General features: G+C 33.5%; 17 protein-coding genes and 1 tRNA gene. 13 read left to right on the forward strand and 5 right to left on the reverse strand.

The genetic code is table 11. The features are described 5' to 3' along the window. Nucleotides 1-46: 46 nt before the first annotated feature. The 4 genes from pnp to GM921_RS06130 all read right to left on the reverse strand — a co-directional run bounded on the left by pnp (nucleotide 47) and on the right by GM921_RS06130 (nucleotide 3,513). Nucleotides 47-2,182, reverse strand: coding sequence for a polyribonucleotide nucleotidyltransferase (pnp, locus tag GM921_RS06115; protein WP_182921709.1), 2,136 nt, complete (start codon nucleotides 2,180-2,182; stop codon nucleotides 47-49). Nucleotides 2,183-2,297: 115 nt separating this feature from the next. After that, a complete protein-coding gene (gene rpsO, locus GM921_RS06120) occupies nucleotides 2,298-2,582 on the reverse strand; it encodes a 30S ribosomal protein S15 (RefSeq protein ID WP_182921710.1) in 285 nt (94 codons plus the stop codon). Between the two features lie 244 nt (nucleotides 2,583-2,826). Then, nucleotides 2,827-3,303 (reverse strand): hypothetical protein, encoded by a 477-nt coding sequence (locus tag GM921_RS06125; RefSeq protein ID WP_182921711.1) that lies wholly within the window; start codon nucleotides 3,301-3,303, stop codon nucleotides 2,827-2,829. 6 nt (nucleotides 3,304-3,309) lie between these two features. After that, nucleotides 3,310-3,513, reverse strand: a complete 204-nt coding sequence (locus GM921_RS06130; RefSeq protein WP_182921712.1) for a hypothetical protein — start codon at nucleotides 3,511-3,513, stop codon at nucleotides 3,310-3,312. Between the two features lie 221 nt (nucleotides 3,514-3,734). Between GM921_RS06130 and GM921_RS06135 the strand changes: the two genes are divergently transcribed. Then, nucleotides 3,735-4,154, forward strand: coding sequence for an acyl-CoA thioesterase (locus GM921_RS06135; protein ID WP_182921713.1), 420 nt, complete (start codon nucleotides 3,735-3,737; stop codon nucleotides 4,152-4,154). Nucleotides 4,155-4,357: 203 nt separating this feature from the next. Then, nucleotides 4,358-5,782 (forward strand): MATE family efflux transporter, encoded by a 1,425-nt coding sequence (locus GM921_RS06140; protein WP_182921714.1) that lies wholly within the window; start codon nucleotides 4,358-4,360, stop codon nucleotides 5,780-5,782. Nucleotides 5,783-5,862: 80 nt separating this feature from the next. Here the strand turns inward: GM921_RS06140 and GM921_RS06145 are convergent, their stop codons facing one another. Then, nucleotides 5,863-6,846, reverse strand: coding sequence for a D-alanine--D-alanine ligase (locus GM921_RS06145; RefSeq protein WP_182921715.1), 984 nt, complete (start codon nucleotides 6,844-6,846; stop codon nucleotides 5,863-5,865). Between the two features lie 122 nt (nucleotides 6,847-6,968). Between GM921_RS06145 and GM921_RS06150 the strand changes: the two genes are divergently transcribed. From GM921_RS06150 to pgl, 11 genes are all read left to right on the forward strand, one after another. After that, nucleotides 6,969-7,742 (forward strand): PASTA domain-containing protein, encoded by a 774-nt coding sequence (locus tag GM921_RS06150; RefSeq protein ID WP_182921716.1) that lies wholly within the window; start codon nucleotides 6,969-6,971, stop codon nucleotides 7,740-7,742. Nucleotides 7,743-7,756: 14 nt separating this feature from the next. Beyond that, the gene (mltG, locus tag GM921_RS06155) at nucleotides 7,757-8,809 is read left to right on the forward strand and encodes an endolytic transglycosylase MltG (RefSeq protein ID WP_182921717.1); all 1,053 of its coding nucleotides are present in this window, start codon (nucleotides 7,757-7,759) and stop codon (nucleotides 8,807-8,809) included. Next, the gene (locus GM921_RS06160; RefSeq protein WP_182921718.1) at nucleotides 8,809-9,219 is read left to right on the forward strand and encodes an acyl-CoA thioesterase; all 411 of its coding nucleotides are present in this window, start codon (nucleotides 8,809-8,811) and stop codon (nucleotides 9,217-9,219) included. Before mltG ends, GM921_RS06160 begins: the two co-directional genes overlap by 1 nt. Before the next feature lie 3 nt (nucleotides 9,220-9,222). Then, on the forward strand, nucleotides 9,223-10,215 hold the full coding sequence (locus GM921_RS06165) for a YihY/virulence factor BrkB family protein (protein WP_182921719.1): 993 nt from the start codon (nucleotides 9,223-9,225) through the stop codon (nucleotides 10,213-10,215). A 94-nt stretch (nucleotides 10,216-10,309) separates the two neighbouring features. Continuing rightward, nucleotides 10,310-10,396 (forward strand) — tRNA-Ser (locus GM921_RS06170). 86 nt (nucleotides 10,397-10,482) lie between these two features. After that, nucleotides 10,483-10,788, forward strand: coding sequence for a hypothetical protein (locus tag GM921_RS06175; protein ID WP_182921720.1), 306 nt, complete (start codon nucleotides 10,483-10,485; stop codon nucleotides 10,786-10,788). A 131-nt stretch (nucleotides 10,789-10,919) separates the two neighbouring features. Continuing rightward, on the forward strand, nucleotides 10,920-11,678 hold the full coding sequence (locus GM921_RS06180) for an ROK family protein (RefSeq protein WP_182921721.1): 759 nt from the start codon (nucleotides 10,920-10,922) through the stop codon (nucleotides 11,676-11,678). After that, on the forward strand, nucleotides 11,678-12,286 hold the full coding sequence (locus GM921_RS06185) for an HAD family hydrolase (protein WP_182921722.1): 609 nt from the start codon (nucleotides 11,678-11,680) through the stop codon (nucleotides 12,284-12,286). Before GM921_RS06180 ends, GM921_RS06185 begins: the two co-directional genes overlap by 1 nt. 1 nt (nucleotide 12,287) lies before the next feature. Further along, nucleotides 12,288-13,712 carry an NADP-dependent phosphogluconate dehydrogenase gene (gene gndA / locus GM921_RS06190; RefSeq protein WP_182921723.1) on the forward strand — a complete coding sequence of 475 codons (1,425 nt, stop codon included), beginning with the start codon at nucleotides 12,288-12,290 and terminating at the stop codon, nucleotides 13,710-13,712. 11 nt (nucleotides 13,713-13,723) lie between these two features. Beyond that, complete coding sequence (gene zwf, locus GM921_RS06195) at nucleotides 13,724-15,238, forward strand: glucose-6-phosphate dehydrogenase (protein WP_182921724.1); 1,515 nt, start codon at nucleotides 13,724-13,726, stop codon at nucleotides 15,236-15,238. A gap of 87 nt (nucleotides 15,239-15,325) precedes the next feature. Further along, on the forward strand, nucleotides 15,326-16,051 hold the full coding sequence (gene pgl / locus GM921_RS06200; protein WP_182921725.1) for a 6-phosphogluconolactonase: 726 nt from the start codon (nucleotides 15,326-15,328) through the stop codon (nucleotides 16,049-16,051). The last annotated feature ends 25 nt before the right edge of the window (nucleotides 16,052-16,076 follow it).

A 16,076-nucleotide genomic window follows, 5' to 3' on the forward strand; every position in this document is an offset into this window, starting at 1 on the left:
GGTTTTATCTTTTCGGACTTTCTGACTTCCCGACTCCTGACTTATTTTATGCTTGTGAAGCTGCAGGTTTTTCAGGTCTTGGCAACAAAACTTTACGAGAAAGTTTCATTTTACCTTGTTTATCTACATCTAACAATTTAACTTCTATTTTATCGCCTTCTTTTAAAACGCCATCCATAGTTTCTAAACGTTCCCATGAAATTTCAGAGATGTGTAATAAACCGTCTTTACCTGGCATAATTTCTACGAATGCACCAAATGGCATGATAGATTTTACTTTACCTTGGTAAGTAGCACCAATTTCTGGTTTAGCAGCAATAGCATTAATACGTGCAACAGCAGCATCAATTGCAGCTTTGTTATCAGCAAAAATTTCAACGATACCTTTGTTACCAACTTCCTCAATAGAGATCGAAGCGCCAGTTTCACGTTGCATTTCTTGAATGATTTTACCGCCTGGGCCTATTACTGCACCAATAAATTCTTTATCAATACTTAATGAAACGATACGTGGAGCATGTGGTTTTAAATCTTCGTTAGGTGCAGCAATGGTTTTAGCCATTTCACCTAAAATATGTAAACGACCTTCTTTAGCTTGTAATAAAGCCTTAGTTAATACATCGTAAGATAAACCATTGATTTTCAAATCCATTTGACAAGCAACGATACCATTTTTAGTACCTGTTACTTTAAAGTCCATATCTCCTAAGTGATCTTCATCACCTAAAATATCTGAAAGGATTGCATATTTACCAGTTTTCTCATCAGTAATTAAACCCATTGCAATACCAGAAACTGGAGATTTGATTTTAATACCAGCATCCATTAATGCTAAAGTACCAGCACAAACAGTTGCCATTGATGATGAACCATTAGATTCTAAAATATCAGAAACGATACGAATTGTGTATGGATTTTCTGCTCCTTCAGGTAATACTTTTTTCAACGAACGTTGAGCTAAAGCACCGTGACCAATTTCTCTACGTCCAGCACCTCTATTAGGTCTAACCTCTCCAGTTGAGAAACCAGGGAAATTATAGTGTAATAAGAATTTGTTGTAACCATTAAAGAAAGCACCATCAATCATTTGCTCATCATCTTTGCTACCTAAAGTAACTGATGTTAACGATTGAGTTTCGCCACGCGTAAATACTGCCGAACCGTGTGCTGCAGGTAAATAACCTACTTCACTCCAAATTTTACGAATTTCAGTTGTTTTACGACCATCTAAACGAATTCCTTCATCTAACAACAAATTTCTAATTGCATCGTACTGCACATCATGGTAATAATGTTTAGCCATTGCTTTCGTTAAATCTGCAGTATCTTCTGGCATTGCCTCAAAAAACTTGTTAATAATTGCAGTGAAAGCAACTTTACGCTCATCTTTATTAGAACCAGATTTTGCAACTGCGTAAACTTTATCGTAAGTATCAGCAAAAACTTTAGCTCTTAAATCAGCATCATGATCTTCGTGGTTATATTCACGTTTTACAGTTTTGCCAGTAGCTTCAGTTAATTCAACTTGAATAGCACATTGAACTTTAATTGCTGCGTGTGCAAATTTCAATGCTTCAACCATTTCATCTTCTTGAATTTCATCACACTCACCTTCAACCATGCCTATATCGTTAGCCGAACCAGCAACCATAAATTCTAAAGTTGCACGCTCTAATTCGCTAGCTAATGGATTGATTACCAATTTGCCATCAATTTTAGCTACACGCACTTCAGATATTGGACCGTTAAAAGGAATATCAGAAACTGATAAAGCTGCAGATGCTGCTAAACCAGCTAAACAATCTGGCATAATATCTTTATCAGCCGAGATTAATGAAATCATTACTTGTGTATCAGAGTGATAATCTGAAGGGAACATAGGGCGTAAAGCTCTATCAACCAAACGAGAAATTAACACTTCATAGTCAGATAATCTTGCCTCACGACGTAAAAATCCTCCTGGAATACGGCCAGTAGCCGCATATTTTTCTTGATAATCTACCGATAACGGTAAAAAATCTGTACCTGGTTTGGCACCTACAGTAGATACAACTGTTGCTAACAACATTGTATTACCCATTTTAACTACAACAGAACCATCAGCTTGTTTAGCCAATTTACCTGTCTCAATTTCTACAATTCTACCATCGCCTAAATCAAACGATTTTTTTATTACATTCATTTACAAATTGTTGTGGTCTATTTTTCCTCTTTTTAATAGACCTTGTTTATATATTTATTATTGAGTATTAAATTAAAAAAGCCATCTACCTTTTGGCTGATGGCTTTTATAAGCATTACACCGATTTGATGATATCTCTTAGCTGTAAAGCTTTGATGATAGCACGATAACGAGCAATATCTTTTTTAAATAAGTACGCCAAAATACCGCGACGTTTACCTACTAATTTTTGAAGTGATAACTGAGTAGAGAAATCTTTACGATTTTTCTTTAAGTGTTCTGTTAAGTGCGCAATACGGTATGTAAACAACGCTACTTGACCTTCAGCAGAACCAGTGTTGGTTGCTACTTCGCCGTGTGTTTTAAAAATTTCGGCTTTGTTTTCTTTACTTAAATACATTCTTGAATGATACTAAAGTTTATAAATTAATTAATTGAGCGCAAAGATAAGTATTTTTATGGATTAACAAAAGTAAAATTAAAAGCTTAAATATTTGAAAATCAGGTTCAGTAGTACTTGGGTTAAAGCAGTCCCGCCCTCGCTTCAATCTTTTTGTGATTGTCGGTATGAGCTTATCGAAGTCCTTAACCAAAAAGTATTTCCACTATGTCGGGTTTAGTTAACAAAAGTTTATGAAAAGAACTTAGTTCTTCTTGTTAATGCGCTCTAACTCTTGCACATCTAATTGGTCTTTTATTCTATTAGTAGCTTTTTTATTCTCTATTAAATGATTGTAATGCAAAAAATATACATTAAAATCATTTATTTTATCTACAGTAGCCATTGCTAAATATTCATCGTAATTTTCTTTTTCAAGCCCCGGAATATCAGTCATTAAATCTGCATACATGCCGTCATCCATCATTACCTCACAATAACCTGCAATAATTGGCACATCAATCAACATATCATATCTACCGTAGCCCATTTCATCAATGGCTTCAATTAAATTTCTACGGTTTTCGACTGTGTCTTTCAAATAAATATCCAAATCGCCTGTGGTACGATTATAACCATAACGATTAACTGCAAAACCGCCAACAATTAAATAATTTACATGATGCTTTTCAAACGTTTGTAAAAGCAATAACATTTCTGGACTTTCCTTATCAAAAGACATAAAAATTTAAATATTTGGCTTACTGATAATAAGACCCAAACCTTGTGGTTTTTTTAAGGGATTACCCCCGTTCATTTGAAAAGAAATACGATTAAGATTTATTAAGGCAAGGAATTTTTGCTCAGAAGAGCGACTTTGATAGGCATATTCTCGCTCTGCAGCTATACTTGCTCTAGGAATATTTGTATCATATAGTTTTAAAGTGCCCATTGTTCAAAAATACAAAAATTAGTTAACAATAAAAATTGGGTAGTTAGCTAATTATTGTAAGTTCTAAACAGTCTTTCACCGTCCGTATAGGCTCGGTATACCGTCGGTTGGCCGTCGAAATAGGCTTTTCGTTGGTCAACCGACACAGGATTGACGGAGAAGCGACGGTGAAAATGCATTATTTTTACATACTAAATAATAAAATGATTTAATTTGCATCGATGGAAAAAAATCAATTCAGCATATTCGAAAGTGAGTTAAATGTACGTCCTGATGACATAGACATGTTTAATCATGTACATAACAGCAAATATTTAGATTATGTATTGGCTGCTCGTTATGAGCAAATGGATAAATTTTATGGTATGAGTTGGGAGAAATTCTCAGAACAAGGTTATGGATGGGTTGTAGCTAAAGTAATCATCAATTTTAAACGTCCTTTAAAAATGGGCGACAAAATGCTGATACGAACTGGGATTTTAGAAATGAATGAGAAAGGCAGTAATGTTCAGTTCGAAATCATCAATAAAACAACCGGAAAAGTAGCCTCAGACGGTATTTTCGAATACGTAATGATAGATTTACAAACTCAACGTTCTTGTAAAGTAACTGAAGAAATGATTAAAGCGTATAGTATTTAAGTGATAGCATATTAATCGGCCGATAAGAATAAATTAAAATTTGCTGTTTCATTTATTTTTATATTTTTGTTTTATCAAAATCAAACGAACCATGATAGTTTCGAGGGAAAAATTTGGCTGTTAAAAGCTAAATCCACATTCTTTTATCAAATAATTGATGCTTAGTATCAAGCATTTCATGGTTATCTCTTTAATTTTATTTTATGTCACAATCTTTAAAGACTAATACTAGTTTTTCTAATTTTTTTTCTGTTTTATGGCAAGCAATTATTGGCAAAGAAACAGATTATACAACGATCAGCATTCGCAAAGCAATTTTTCTTTTAGCCATCCCAATGATGCTAGAAATGATGATGGAATCTGTTTTTGCTTTAGTAGATCTTTACTTTGTAGGTCATTTACCAAATAGCAGTAATGCGATACAAACTGTTGGTTTAACAGAATCTGTTTTAACCATTATTTATTCACTAGCCATTGGTATGAGCATGGCCGCTACTGCTGTAGTTGCTCGCAGAATTGGAGAAAAAAATCCAGAAGCAGCGGCAAAAGCAGGTATGCAAACCATCGTAATTTCTGTTTTCATCAATGTAATCATCAGCATTGCTGGATTAATTTACGCAAAGGAACTTTTATTGCTAATGGGCGCAACAGAAACTACTGCTGTACAAGGAACCACTTTTGTTCAAATAATGATGGGTAGCAGTATGATTATCATGCTTTTATTCTTAATTAATGGAATTTTTAGAGGAGCTGGTAATGCATCTATTGCGATGCAGAGTTTAATCATCGCTAATGTGGCTAACTGTATTTTATGCCCTTTATTTATTAGAGGTTTTGGACCAATTCCTGCATTTGGATTAACGGGTGCCGCAATGGCAACTGCATTAGGCCGTGGTATTGGAGTCGGCTATCAAATATTTCATTTGGCCAGAGGAAATAGTTCGTTAAAAATTAAATTATCTTATTTCAAACCACATTGGGAACAAATTAAAGCAATTGTTAAAATAGCTGCTCCTGCAATTTTACAATTTGTTATTGCTTCGTGTAGTTGGATATTTTTAGCAGAATTAGTAGCTACAACTGGCGGAGATCATGGGTCTGCAGGTTACCAAACTGCATTACGTTTAATGATGTTCTTTATGCTTCCTGCTTGGGGATTAAGTAATGCTGCCGCAACTTTAGTCGGACAAAATATGGGCGCTGGGCACATGGATAGAGCACAACAATCTGTATTTGTAACCATGAAATACTCTGTGATATTTATGGCGTGTGTTACTGTGTTATTCTTAACCTGCGGTAAATATTTTGCAGCATTTTTCACTACGGATGAACAAGTTAAAGTTGTTGCTGTAGAAGCCTTGAGGATTTTAAGTTATGGTTTTATACTGTATGGTATTGGAATGGTATTAGTAAGTGCTTTTAATGGTGCTGGTGATACTTGGACACCAACAAAAATTAATGTTATTGCATTTTGGTTGTTCCAAATTCCATTTGCTTTCTTTCTGGCTAAATATTTAAATATGGGACCAACAGGAGTTTTTATTGCTATTCCAGTAGCAGAAGTCGGAATTACTATTGCAGCATTTATTTTGTTTAAACGAGGTAAGTGGAAAAAGACGATGGTTTAAAAAATTAAGACCGAAAGTCGGTAAAGTCCGAAAGTCAATAACTTTACTGACTTTCGGTCTTCCAGACTTTTCTGACTTTATCAAATAGTTTCCTCTATAACCTGTGTATAAAATTCTTTTAGCTCCATTCCCATAGCTGCAACTTGTTGTGGAATAAAACTTGTTGCCGTTTGTCCAGGAATGGTATTGATTTCTATAAAGAAAAAATTACTGGTTTCATTTTGCAAGAAATAATCAATCCGTACTACACCATTGCAATTTAACTTTTGATAAACAGCTGTTACTACTTCTTCAACTCTGTTTTTTTCTTCATCCGTCATACGACCAGGTGTAATTTCTTCGGTTGCTCCAGGTGTATATTTTGCTTCAAAATCAAAAAACTCATTTGCAGGAATTACTTCGGTAGCTGGCAGAACAATAATTTCACCTTTGGTTTTAAAAACACCAACAGAAAATTCTCTTCCTTCTACAAATTCTTCAATTAAAATCTGATCATCCTCATTAAATGCTTTATCTAATGCAGCTTGCAAATCATCCGCATGTTTAACTTTACTCATTCCAATACTACTTCCTCCACTATTCGGTTTAACAAAGTATGGAAGTTTTAGATTGTTTTTAATGTCATCAATATTGAAATCGATATTTTTAAATACTTGGATTGATTTAGCAACATTTAAATCTTTAATTCCATCAACTACTGCTTTTGTATACCCTTTATTCATGGTAATTGCAGATGTTAAAGCGCTACAAGTTGTATACGGAATGCCAATCATATCAAAATAACCTTGCAGTTTTCCATCTTCGCCAGGTGAACCATGAATTGCAATAAAAACACCATCAAATTTTATTTTTCTTCCGTTTAAGGTTAACGAAAAATCATTTTTATCAATATCAATTTTCACAGAATCTGCTGGCTCATAAAACCATCCATTTTCTGTCAGCATTATTTTATATACATCGTATTTAGTCGCATCTATATTTTGAGCAATCGTTGCAGCGCTTTTTACAGACACCACCCACTCGCCTGTTGTACCACCTGTTAATAATGCAATTGTTTTCTTCATCGGATTAACTTAAATTTTATATCCAAAAATATAAATTAGTTCATGCAGATTTGATTTTAATTGAGATAAAATATTTTTTTAAACTAAATTTGGACTATTATACATCTATCACTGAGAAATAAATGAGCAACTTTATTGCATATCTTAAAACAAAATCTTTCAGAAATAATCTAATTGCAGCAATATGTACGGTTGTGGTGATATTATCAATAGCTTTTTTTAGTTTACGGTTTTATACTAAACATGGTGAGGGTTTAAACGTACCTGAAGTAAAAGGGCTTACACTTGCGCAGGCGGTTAGCAAATTAGAAGATTTAGGCCTTCGTTACGAAATAGATTCGGTTTATATTATGGATAAACCACCGGGAATTGTGACCGATCAAGATCCAGATGCAAATACTTTTGTAAAGGGAAATAGAACAATTTATTTGACGATTAATACTTCGCAAGCGCCAAACGTGAAGTTTCCAGATATCGAATCTAAATCTTTAAGAGAAGCGCAAGCTATTTTAGAAAGTTATCGATTAAAATTGGGCGACACTACTTACAAACCAGATGTGGCTAAAGACGTAGTTTTAGAAGCTTATTTTGGTGGACAATTAATTAAAAGCGGAGAAGTTTTACCAACAGGATCAAGAATTAATTTAACGCTTGGTGATGGTCGCGGAAATGAAGATGTAGAACTACCAAATTTAGTTGGACTTACAAAAGATGAAGCAAGATTCTCTTTAAAAGGTTCAATGCTAACTTTAGGCACTATCACATACGAAGGTGCAATTACAGACTCGGCAAATGCAGTAGTAATTTTGCAATATCCTTTAGTAGCAGATACTTTAACAAAAGTTAAAATTGGCACTCCAATCAACATCACTTTATCTAACAAACCAAAAAATTAGTAGTAAATCATAAAATGAATAACGAGAAAAAACCTTTGAAAAATAGTACTAAAATTATATTAGTTGTTGCAGTAGTAATCGTAGCAATTGCTGGATTTTTTGGATTTAAATTCTATTCACTCTATTTCGCCCCTAATGTTCGCTCTGCCAAAAGCTATATTTATGTAAAAACTGGTTCAGATTATAATGGATTTTTGCACAATTTATTAGAAAGTGGAGTTATAAAAAACGAAGGCTCTTTTCAGGAAGCTGCTGAGAAAATGAACTTAGCAAACAACATAAAACCAGGTCGTTACGCAGTAAAAGAAGGAATGAATAACCGTACGTTGATTAATAAGTTAAAATCTGGTAATCAGGATGCCGTAAAACTGAAATTCCAAAACATCAGGAAAAAAGAAAATTTTGCTGCCTATTTAGCTAAAAATATGGAAGCAGATTCGTTGGCTTTCATTAAAGTATTAGATTCTGCGGCTTTAGTAGAAAAATATGGTTTTAATACAGAAAATGTTTACACCATGTTCATTCCTAATACCTATGAATTATATTGGAATATTAGTCCGACAGAGTTTTTTGAGAAAATGGTAAAACAGTACAATAAGTTTTGGAATGATGAGCGTAAAAGTAAAGCAGCAAAACTTAACCTAACTCCTATTCAAGTTTCTATTTTAGCATCTATTGTAGATGGTGAGGCGCTTTATGATAAAGAAATGCCAACGATAGCGGGTTTATATTTAAATCGCTTAAATAGAGGTATTTTATTACAAGCAGATCCAACTGTAATTTATGCCAATGATGATTTTACAGTGAAACGCGTTACCAATGCCTTACTCGCAGTAAATTCGAAATACAACACCTATAAATATGCAGGTTTACCCCCAGGGCCTATCGCTATGCCTAGCATTAAAGCAATTGATGCCGTATTAAATAGAGAAGTAAATAACTACATCTATATGTGTGCAAAAGAAGATTTTTCTGGTTACCATAATTTTGCAGAAACTGTGGCACAGCATGAAATTAATGCCAAAAAATACAGAGAAGCCTTAAACAAACGTAATATTTATAAATAATGTTTGTATACGAGAGTAAAGTTAGGGTTCGTTATGTAGAAACCGATCAAATGGGTATTGTACATCATAGCAATTATGCACAATATTACGAACTAGCACGAACAGAGTGTTTTGAGGCTTGTTCTGGCATGACTTATGAATCTATGGAAACTGAAGGAGTGATGCTTCCAATTTTAGAACTTCAATCTAGATATTTAAAACCGGCGTACTACAATCAGGTTTTAACTATAAAATCTATTGTAAAGGAATTACCTACGGTTAGATTGAATGTAGAATATGAAATATACAATGAAGCAAATGAGCTCATAAATACTGGCAAAACCACTTTAGTTTTTGTAAATAAGCAAACCCGAAGACCTTGCCAACCACCTGAAAGTTTCATGAAAAACGTACGTCAATATTTTAGCTAACAAATGAATTGGATACACAATCAATTATTAAAACTCAAAATCTATTCACTCTTTATAGAATGGACAAAAGTTTGTGTATTACCAGGTTTTAGCCCCTTACCACTTTATACAGTTGCAACTTTTTTCTTTAAGGAAATAGGAAAAGAAGCACTAGTTAACAAAGCATCATCATTATCTTACAATTTCATGTTGGCTATTTTTCCTGCCATCATTTTCTTGTTCACCCTAATTCCGTACATACCAAAAAGCGTCGGCTTTCAAGATACCTTGATGTCTTTATTGGCTCTGGTATTGCCAAATAATGCCTATTTAGCATTTGAAACAACTATTAATGAAATTGTGAATATCCAAAATGGTAGTTTACTTTCTGTTGGTTTTGTGTTATCACTATTTTTCGCGACAAATGGCGTTCATAAATTGATGGTTGCTTTTAATAAATCATCACTTATTGTAGAAACCAGAACTTGGCTAAAACAAAGAATAGTTGCTATAATTTTAACAGTAATTATCGCCTTATCTGTAATTGTTTGTATTGTTGCGATGGCAATGGGCGAGCTTTTATTAAACTATTTGCAAAAAGAACTACACTATAAAGGTGGCATTACGCTTTTTGCTATTCAGTTTACGCAGTGGACATTGTTAGGCGTTTTGTACTTCATTACAGTTTCTATTTTGTACAGATATGGTCCAGCTCATGCTAAAAAATGGAAATTCTTTAGTGCTGGTTCTTGGTTTGCAACTATACTTGCTTTTTTAACCATTTGGGGGTTTTCGTTCTACATCAATCATTTTGGTTCTTACAATAAAATTTATGGTTCTATTGGTACTTTAATTGTAATTATGATTTGGTTGTACCTAAATTCATTGATTTTATTAGTGGGTTTTGAACTCAATGCCAGTGTAGATTTATCAAAAAGAAGTGTCAAAATCATTCGTCCGAACTTTAACATCTTCAAAAAATCACTTCCAGTAGAGGAAAAATTAGAGAAATCTTAATTTTTTATAGCTCTGTTATAAGCGTTTAGCCACTTTCTTCAAAAAAAAGCTATTCATAGTTTGCAGATTTAAAGAGGATTTGTACTTTTGCGGCGGAGAGTTGGCAGAGTGGTCGATTGCGGCAGTCTTGAAAACTGTTGACTTGTCAAAGGGTCCGCGGGTTCGAATCCCCCACTCTCCGCACAATTAAATGCTATTAGTCGCAAGGCTGATAGCATTTTTTGTTTTCATACAAATTATTTGCCCGCACATATTATCTTTACACTAATGATTTATGCAAATAAAAAAGTTGTTTCAAAAAGTAATTTAGCACAACAAACCGCTCAAATTATTTCCAATATTAAAGAATGGGAAAGTAAAAACTTGATACGACTAGAAGCAGATACTGTTTTTTTATATCCTCAATTATGGAAAGACAAAATTTCTGCACTTAACTGGATTAATTGTTTGCATCATTACTACTGTATCAAAAAGCAAATGAAAGCATCAGGCAGTTTATATTTTAAAAACATAGAAACTGATGAATTAATTGGTTCTATGCTAAATAAAAAGCCTAAAGTTCTACTATTTTAATCAACATTATTATAGTTTTGTTAATAATTAGCCGCCAAGTTATTACATAAATATTACTGCTAAACTAGTTAATGATTGTACTTTTGTTACATTAATGATACGCAACTAATTTTATCAAATTTATACAGCATATGCCATTACAAACTAAGGTTCCACAGGGTGATATTTTATCTATAGACATAGGCGGTACAAATATTAAAGCGTGTTTATTAAACCCAAAGGGGAAATTATTAACTGATTTCAAAAAAACACCAACTCCTAAAAAATCAACTCCAGAAGCTGTTTTAAAAGCAATTAAAGAACTGACTACCGATTTTAAATCTTTCGAGAAAATTTCTATAGGATTTCCAGGTTATGTTAAATGCGGAATTGTACAAACTGCACCTAATTTGGCCGAAAATAAGTGGGCAAATGTAGATCTTGCTCAGCAAGTAAGTAATCTATTTGGTAAACCTGTACGCTTAATAAATGATGCAGACCAACAAGGTTTGGGCATTGTGAGCGGTAAAGGTTTCGAAATTGTATTTACGCTAGGCACAGGCTTTGGTACTTCACTTTTATTTGATGGAGAATTACTTCCTCACTTAGAATTATCTCATCTACCAGTTAATAAAACAGATGACTATGATGATTTTATTGGCGATAGAGGTTTCCATAAAGTTGGTAAAAAACAATGGAACAAGCGATTACAATATCTAATAGAGATTTATAAAACTGTTTTCAATTATGATAAATTGTATATCGGAGGAGGAAATTCTAATGAAATTAATTTCACTTTAGATAAAAACATCAAACTAGTTTCTAATAAAGATGGTATTAAAGGCGGAGCTAAATTATGGCTTGCCAAAGAAAAATATCACGTTCACACTACTTATCCGCAGAGAAAATAATGGCAACTATTAAGTTACTTTTCTTAGATATTGGCGGTGTATTGTTAAGTGATGGATGGAATCATACCGCTAGAATGCAAGCTGTTGAGAAATTTGGATTAGAACCTATTCAATTTCAAAAAGATCATGCTGTAGCTTTTCCTTTATTCGAAAATGGGAAACTAAGTTTAGATCAATATTTAGATTCTGTTATTTTTAATATCGACTGCCCTTTTTCTAAAGAAGAATTTAAGCAGTTTATGTTTTCAAAATCTGAACAATTACCTCATTTCTTACCTTGGTTAATTGAGTGGAAAAAGAAAAACAACATTAAAATTTTCTCCATAAATAACGAAGGAAAAGAATTTAACGATTATCGTATTAAGAAATTTGGATTACATGAGTGTTTCGATGCGTTCATTTCTTCATGTGAAGTAGGTTTTTCTAAACCCGATCCATCTATTTTTAAATTGGCATTAGGCATTGCACAAGAAGAACCTCAAAACTGCTTATATTTTGATGATAGAGCTATTCACGTAGCAATAGCTAAACAAATGGGTTTTAATGCACATGTACACAAGAGTTTTGAACAGAGTAAACTAATTTTAGAAAGTATAAATAAATCATAAAATGAATAACGATAAAAAAGCACAATTTGCCTTCGGAATGGTTGGTTTAGGAACTATGGGTCGTAATTTGCTATTAAATATGGCCGATAATGGATTTGCTGTTACTGGCTATGACAAGAGCGAAAAAATGCTTCAATTTTTTGAAGAAGAAGGCAAAGCTCACAACCTAAAAGGGTTTTCTGATATTGAAGATTTCGTACAAAGTTTACAAACTCCACGCACAATTATACTTTTAGTACCAGCTGGTCCTATTGTTGACAGCGTAATCTCAGAACTTCAACCATTATTAACCAAAGGTGATATTATTATTGATAGTGGAAATTCGCATTTTACAGATACTAGCAGAAGATATTTAGAATTAAAGGATAAAGGAATTCACTTCTTCGGTATGGGAATTTCTGGTGGTGAAGAAGGTGCAAGATTTGGACCAAGTATGATGCCTGGAGGAGATAAACAGGCCTATGCTCATGTTAAGGAAATGTTAGAAGCTGTTTCTGCAAAAGTTAATGGCGATCCATGTGTAACTTATATTGGCGCTGGTGCTTCTGGTCACTTTGTTAAAATGACGCATAACGGTATTGAATACGCAATTATGCAATTACTAGCCGAGGCTTATGAAATACTTAAAAATGGCTTAGGTTATGATAATAACCAAATTCAACAGGTTTTTGAAAAATGGAACAATGGTAGATTGAAATCATTTTTAATGGAAATTACAAAAGATGTTTTCTTAGTAAAAGACGATAAAACTGGCGGATTCTTGGTAGATGTGATTAAAGATGAAGCAAAATCTAAAGGCACTGGAAAATGGACTTCTCAAGTAGCAATGGATATAGAAATGCCTATTCCAATTATTGATACTGCTGTTTCGACCAGAAACCTTTCTAAACTTAAAAAATTAAGAGTAGAGCTAGATGAAGCATTTGGCGATGCCGAAAAGATGAAGGTAAGCGCAAATTTTATTGATGATTTAGAAGAAGCGTTTTATTTTGCAATGGCAAATGCTTATGCACAAGGAATGCACCTGTTATGGAAAGCATCCATTGATTATGAGTATGGTTTAAATATGGCCGAAATTGCTAAAATTTGGCGTGGTGGCTGTATCATCAGAGCAGAATTTTTAGAAGATATTTACCAAGCTTATCAAAAGAAACCTGATTTAGAACATTTATTTGCTGACTCAGGCATCCAACAAAAAATTAAACAAAGCTTAAAAGGAACAAGAAACGTAGTTTCATCAGCAATTAATGCTGGCTTGGCCATTCCTTGTTTTGCTGCTGCCCTAACCTATTTCGATACGTTGAAAACTGGCAGAATGCCATCTAATTTAACACAAGCTCAAAGAGATTTCTTTGGTGCACATACTTTTGAAAGAATTGATTGCGAAGGAATTTTCCACGCAAATTGGAATCAAAAGAATTCATAATCCCTATTAAAATGAAGAAAAAAAGCAAGCTTAACCCAACCATATTTGTAATTTTTGGTGGCACAGGAGATTTAAACAAAAGAAAATTAGCTCCTGCTTTATATAACTTGTTTACAGAAGGTTATATGCCAGAAAAATTTTCAATTATTGGAACTGGTAGAACAAAATTTACAGATGAAAAATATCAACAAGTTATTTTAGAAAATGTAAATGAATTCTCTAGAAATGGAAAAGTAAAAGATGACTCTTGGAAAGAATTTGGAACTAACGTTCATTATAGCTCTACTGATGTTACCGTTCCAGAAACGTTTGAAGGTTTAAAAACTGATATTGAGAAATATCAAAAAGAGTTTGGTCCGGAAACTCAAGTAATATTCTATCTGGCGGTAGCTCCTAATTTCTTCCCGTTAATTGCAGAGTGTTTATGCAAATACAAATTAACTGAAAATGAGGATAATAGCCGTATTGTAATCGAAAAACCATTTGGTCATGATTTAGAAACTGCAAAAGAGTTAAACTTGTTGTTGAGTAAGATTTTTACAGAAAAACAAATTTACCGTATAGATCATTATTTAGGTAAAGAAACTGTTCAAAACATGATGGCTTTCCGTTTTGCAAATTCATTATTTGAGCCTTTATGGAATAGAAATTATATTGAACATATTCAAATTTCAGTTACTGAACAACTTGGTGTTGGCGAACGTGGTGGATATTACGAAGGTGCAGGTGCGTTAAGAGATATGATTCAGAATCACTTATTGCAATTATTGTGTTTAGTAGGCATGGAAGCGCCTATTAGTTTCGATGCAAACGAAATTAGAGATAGGAAAGTAGAAGTTTTAAGAGCGATGCGTCCTTTTAAACCAGAAGAAATTAGTACTAACGCAGTTCGTGGGCAATATAGTAAAGGATGGGTTGAAGGAAAAGAAGTTCCAGGTTATAGACATGAAAATGGCGTAGACCCTCATTCAAATACAGAAAGTTTTGCGGCAGTTAAATTTTTTATCGATAACTGGCGTTGGCAAGGTATTCCTTTTTACCTACGCACAGGAAAAAGGTTAAATCAAACCTCATCAATTATTACTATTCAGTTTAAAGATGTTCCTCATCATATTTTTTCTTCAAGAGCAACTGAAACTTGGCAACAAAATCGCCTAATTATCAGCATTCAACCAGAAATGAGTATTCGTTTGCAGGTTCAGGCAAAAAGACCGGGTGTAAAAATGGTTTTAAATCCTGTAGACATGGTATTTGACTATAAAGGAACTTACGATACTGATACTCCTGAAGCTTATGAAACGTTACTTTTAGATGCGATGAATGGCGATCAGACTTTATTTATGCGTGGCGATCAAGTTGAAGCAGCTTGGGAATTGGTAATGCCGATTATTAATACTTGGGAAAGTAAGAAATCGTTAAATTTCCCTAATTATCCTGCAGATAGTTGGGGACCAGAAGAAGCTGAAGCGCTAATTGCAAGAGATGGTTTCCATTGGTTTACATTGCCATTAAAGGATAAAGAATAAATAAACATCACGTCATTGCGAGGCACGAAGCAATCTATCATACAATAAAGATTGCGTCGTACCTCGCAATGACGATAAGACTAGAAAATGAACTTACACATCTTTAAATCTATACCAGAACTTAACGAAAACTTAATTAAATACGTAATCGAAATTGCTAATCAATCTATAGCAACAAAAGGTCGTTTTGATTTTGTTTTAACTGGCGGAAATTCTCCCAAAGAATTGTATAAAGAAATATCAACTACGTTTAAGGATAAAATAGATTGGACTAAAGTTTATTTCTTTTTTGGAGATGAAAGATATGTTTTGCCAGACCATAAAGATTACAATGGATTAATGGCCAAGGAAACTTTGTTTAATAACCTACAAACTCCTGAAGATCATATTTTCTATTTCGATACCACTTTACCTCCTGCAGATTCTGCTAAAGCGTACAAAGCAGCTTTAGACAAGCATTTTAATGGTGAAGAAATTGTATTTGACCTCATCCTTTTAGGTATGGGAGACGATGCGCATACCGCTTCTATTTTCCCTGAGACTGAGTTAGTAAAAAGTATTCATCAGACAGTTGAATCTGTTTGGGTAGAAAAATTAGATACTTATCGCATTAGTTTAACTGCTCCATTAATTAACAAGGCTAAAAATATTGCCTTCATCACCTTTGGTGAGAACAAAGCAAATGCTTTAAAACATGTGATTGGCGATGAGCAAAAAGACTATTTTGTTTATCCAGCACAGCTGATTAAACCTTTAGATGGTAATTTAGATTGGTTTGTAGATGATAAAGCAACAGGCTTTCTTGACTTATAAAAGAGCAACTTTCGGGTTTCATTAG

Source organism: Pedobacter planticolens (assembly GCF_014172375.1).
Classification (GTDB): Bacteria; Bacteroidota; Bacteroidia; order Sphingobacteriales; family Sphingobacteriaceae; genus Pedobacter; species Pedobacter planticolens.

Excerpts from the sequence above, each read along its gene's own strand:
- GM921_RS06165 (WP_182921719.1), top strand. The coding sequence starts at position 9,223 with ATGAATTGGATACACAATCAATTATTAAAACTCAAAATCTATTCACTC.
- GM921_RS06150 (WP_182921716.1), top strand. The coding sequence starts at position 6,969 with ATGAGCAACTTTATTGCATATCTTAAAACAAAATCTTTCAGAAATAAT.
- pgl (WP_182921725.1), top strand. The coding sequence starts at position 15,326 with ATGAACTTACACATCTTTAAATCTATACCAGAACTTAACGAAAACTTA.
- mltG (WP_182921717.1), top strand. The coding sequence starts at position 7,757 with ATGAATAACGAGAAAAAACCTTTGAAAAATAGTACTAAAATTATATTA.
- gndA (WP_182921723.1), top strand. The coding sequence starts at position 12,288 with ATGAATAACGATAAAAAAGCACAATTTGCCTTCGGAATGGTTGGTTTA.
- pnp (WP_182921709.1), bottom strand. The coding sequence starts at position 2,182 with ATGAATGTAATAAAAAAATCGTTTGATTTAGGCGATGGTAGAATTGTA.
- GM921_RS06180 (WP_182921721.1), top strand. The coding sequence starts at position 10,920 with ATGCCATTACAAACTAAGGTTCCACAGGGTGATATTTTATCTATAGAC.
- GM921_RS06160 (WP_182921718.1), top strand. The coding sequence starts at position 8,809 with ATGTTTGTATACGAGAGTAAAGTTAGGGTTCGTTATGTAGAAACCGAT.
- GM921_RS06125 (WP_182921711.1), bottom strand. The coding sequence starts at position 3,303 with ATGTCTTTTGATAAGGAAAGTCCAGAAATGTTATTGCTTTTACAAACG.
- GM921_RS06140 (WP_182921714.1), top strand. The coding sequence starts at position 4,358 with ATGTCACAATCTTTAAAGACTAATACTAGTTTTTCTAATTTTTTTTCT.
- rpsO (WP_182921710.1), bottom strand. The coding sequence starts at position 2,582 with ATGTATTTAAGTAAAGAAAACAAAGCCGAAATTTTTAAAACACACGGC.
- GM921_RS06175 (WP_182921720.1), top strand. The coding sequence starts at position 10,483 with ATGATTTATGCAAATAAAAAAGTTGTTTCAAAAAGTAATTTAGCACAA.
- zwf (WP_182921724.1), top strand. The coding sequence starts at position 13,724 with ATGAAGAAAAAAAGCAAGCTTAACCCAACCATATTTGTAATTTTTGGT.
- GM921_RS06185 (WP_182921722.1), top strand. The coding sequence starts at position 11,678 with ATGGCAACTATTAAGTTACTTTTCTTAGATATTGGCGGTGTATTGTTA.
- GM921_RS06145 (WP_182921715.1), bottom strand. The coding sequence starts at position 6,846 with ATGAAGAAAACAATTGCATTATTAACAGGTGGTACAACAGGCGAGTGG.
- GM921_RS06130 (WP_182921712.1), bottom strand. The coding sequence starts at position 3,513 with ATGGGCACTTTAAAACTATATGATACAAATATTCCTAGAGCAAGTATA.
- GM921_RS06135 (WP_182921713.1), top strand. The coding sequence starts at position 3,735 with ATGGAAAAAAATCAATTCAGCATATTCGAAAGTGAGTTAAATGTACGT.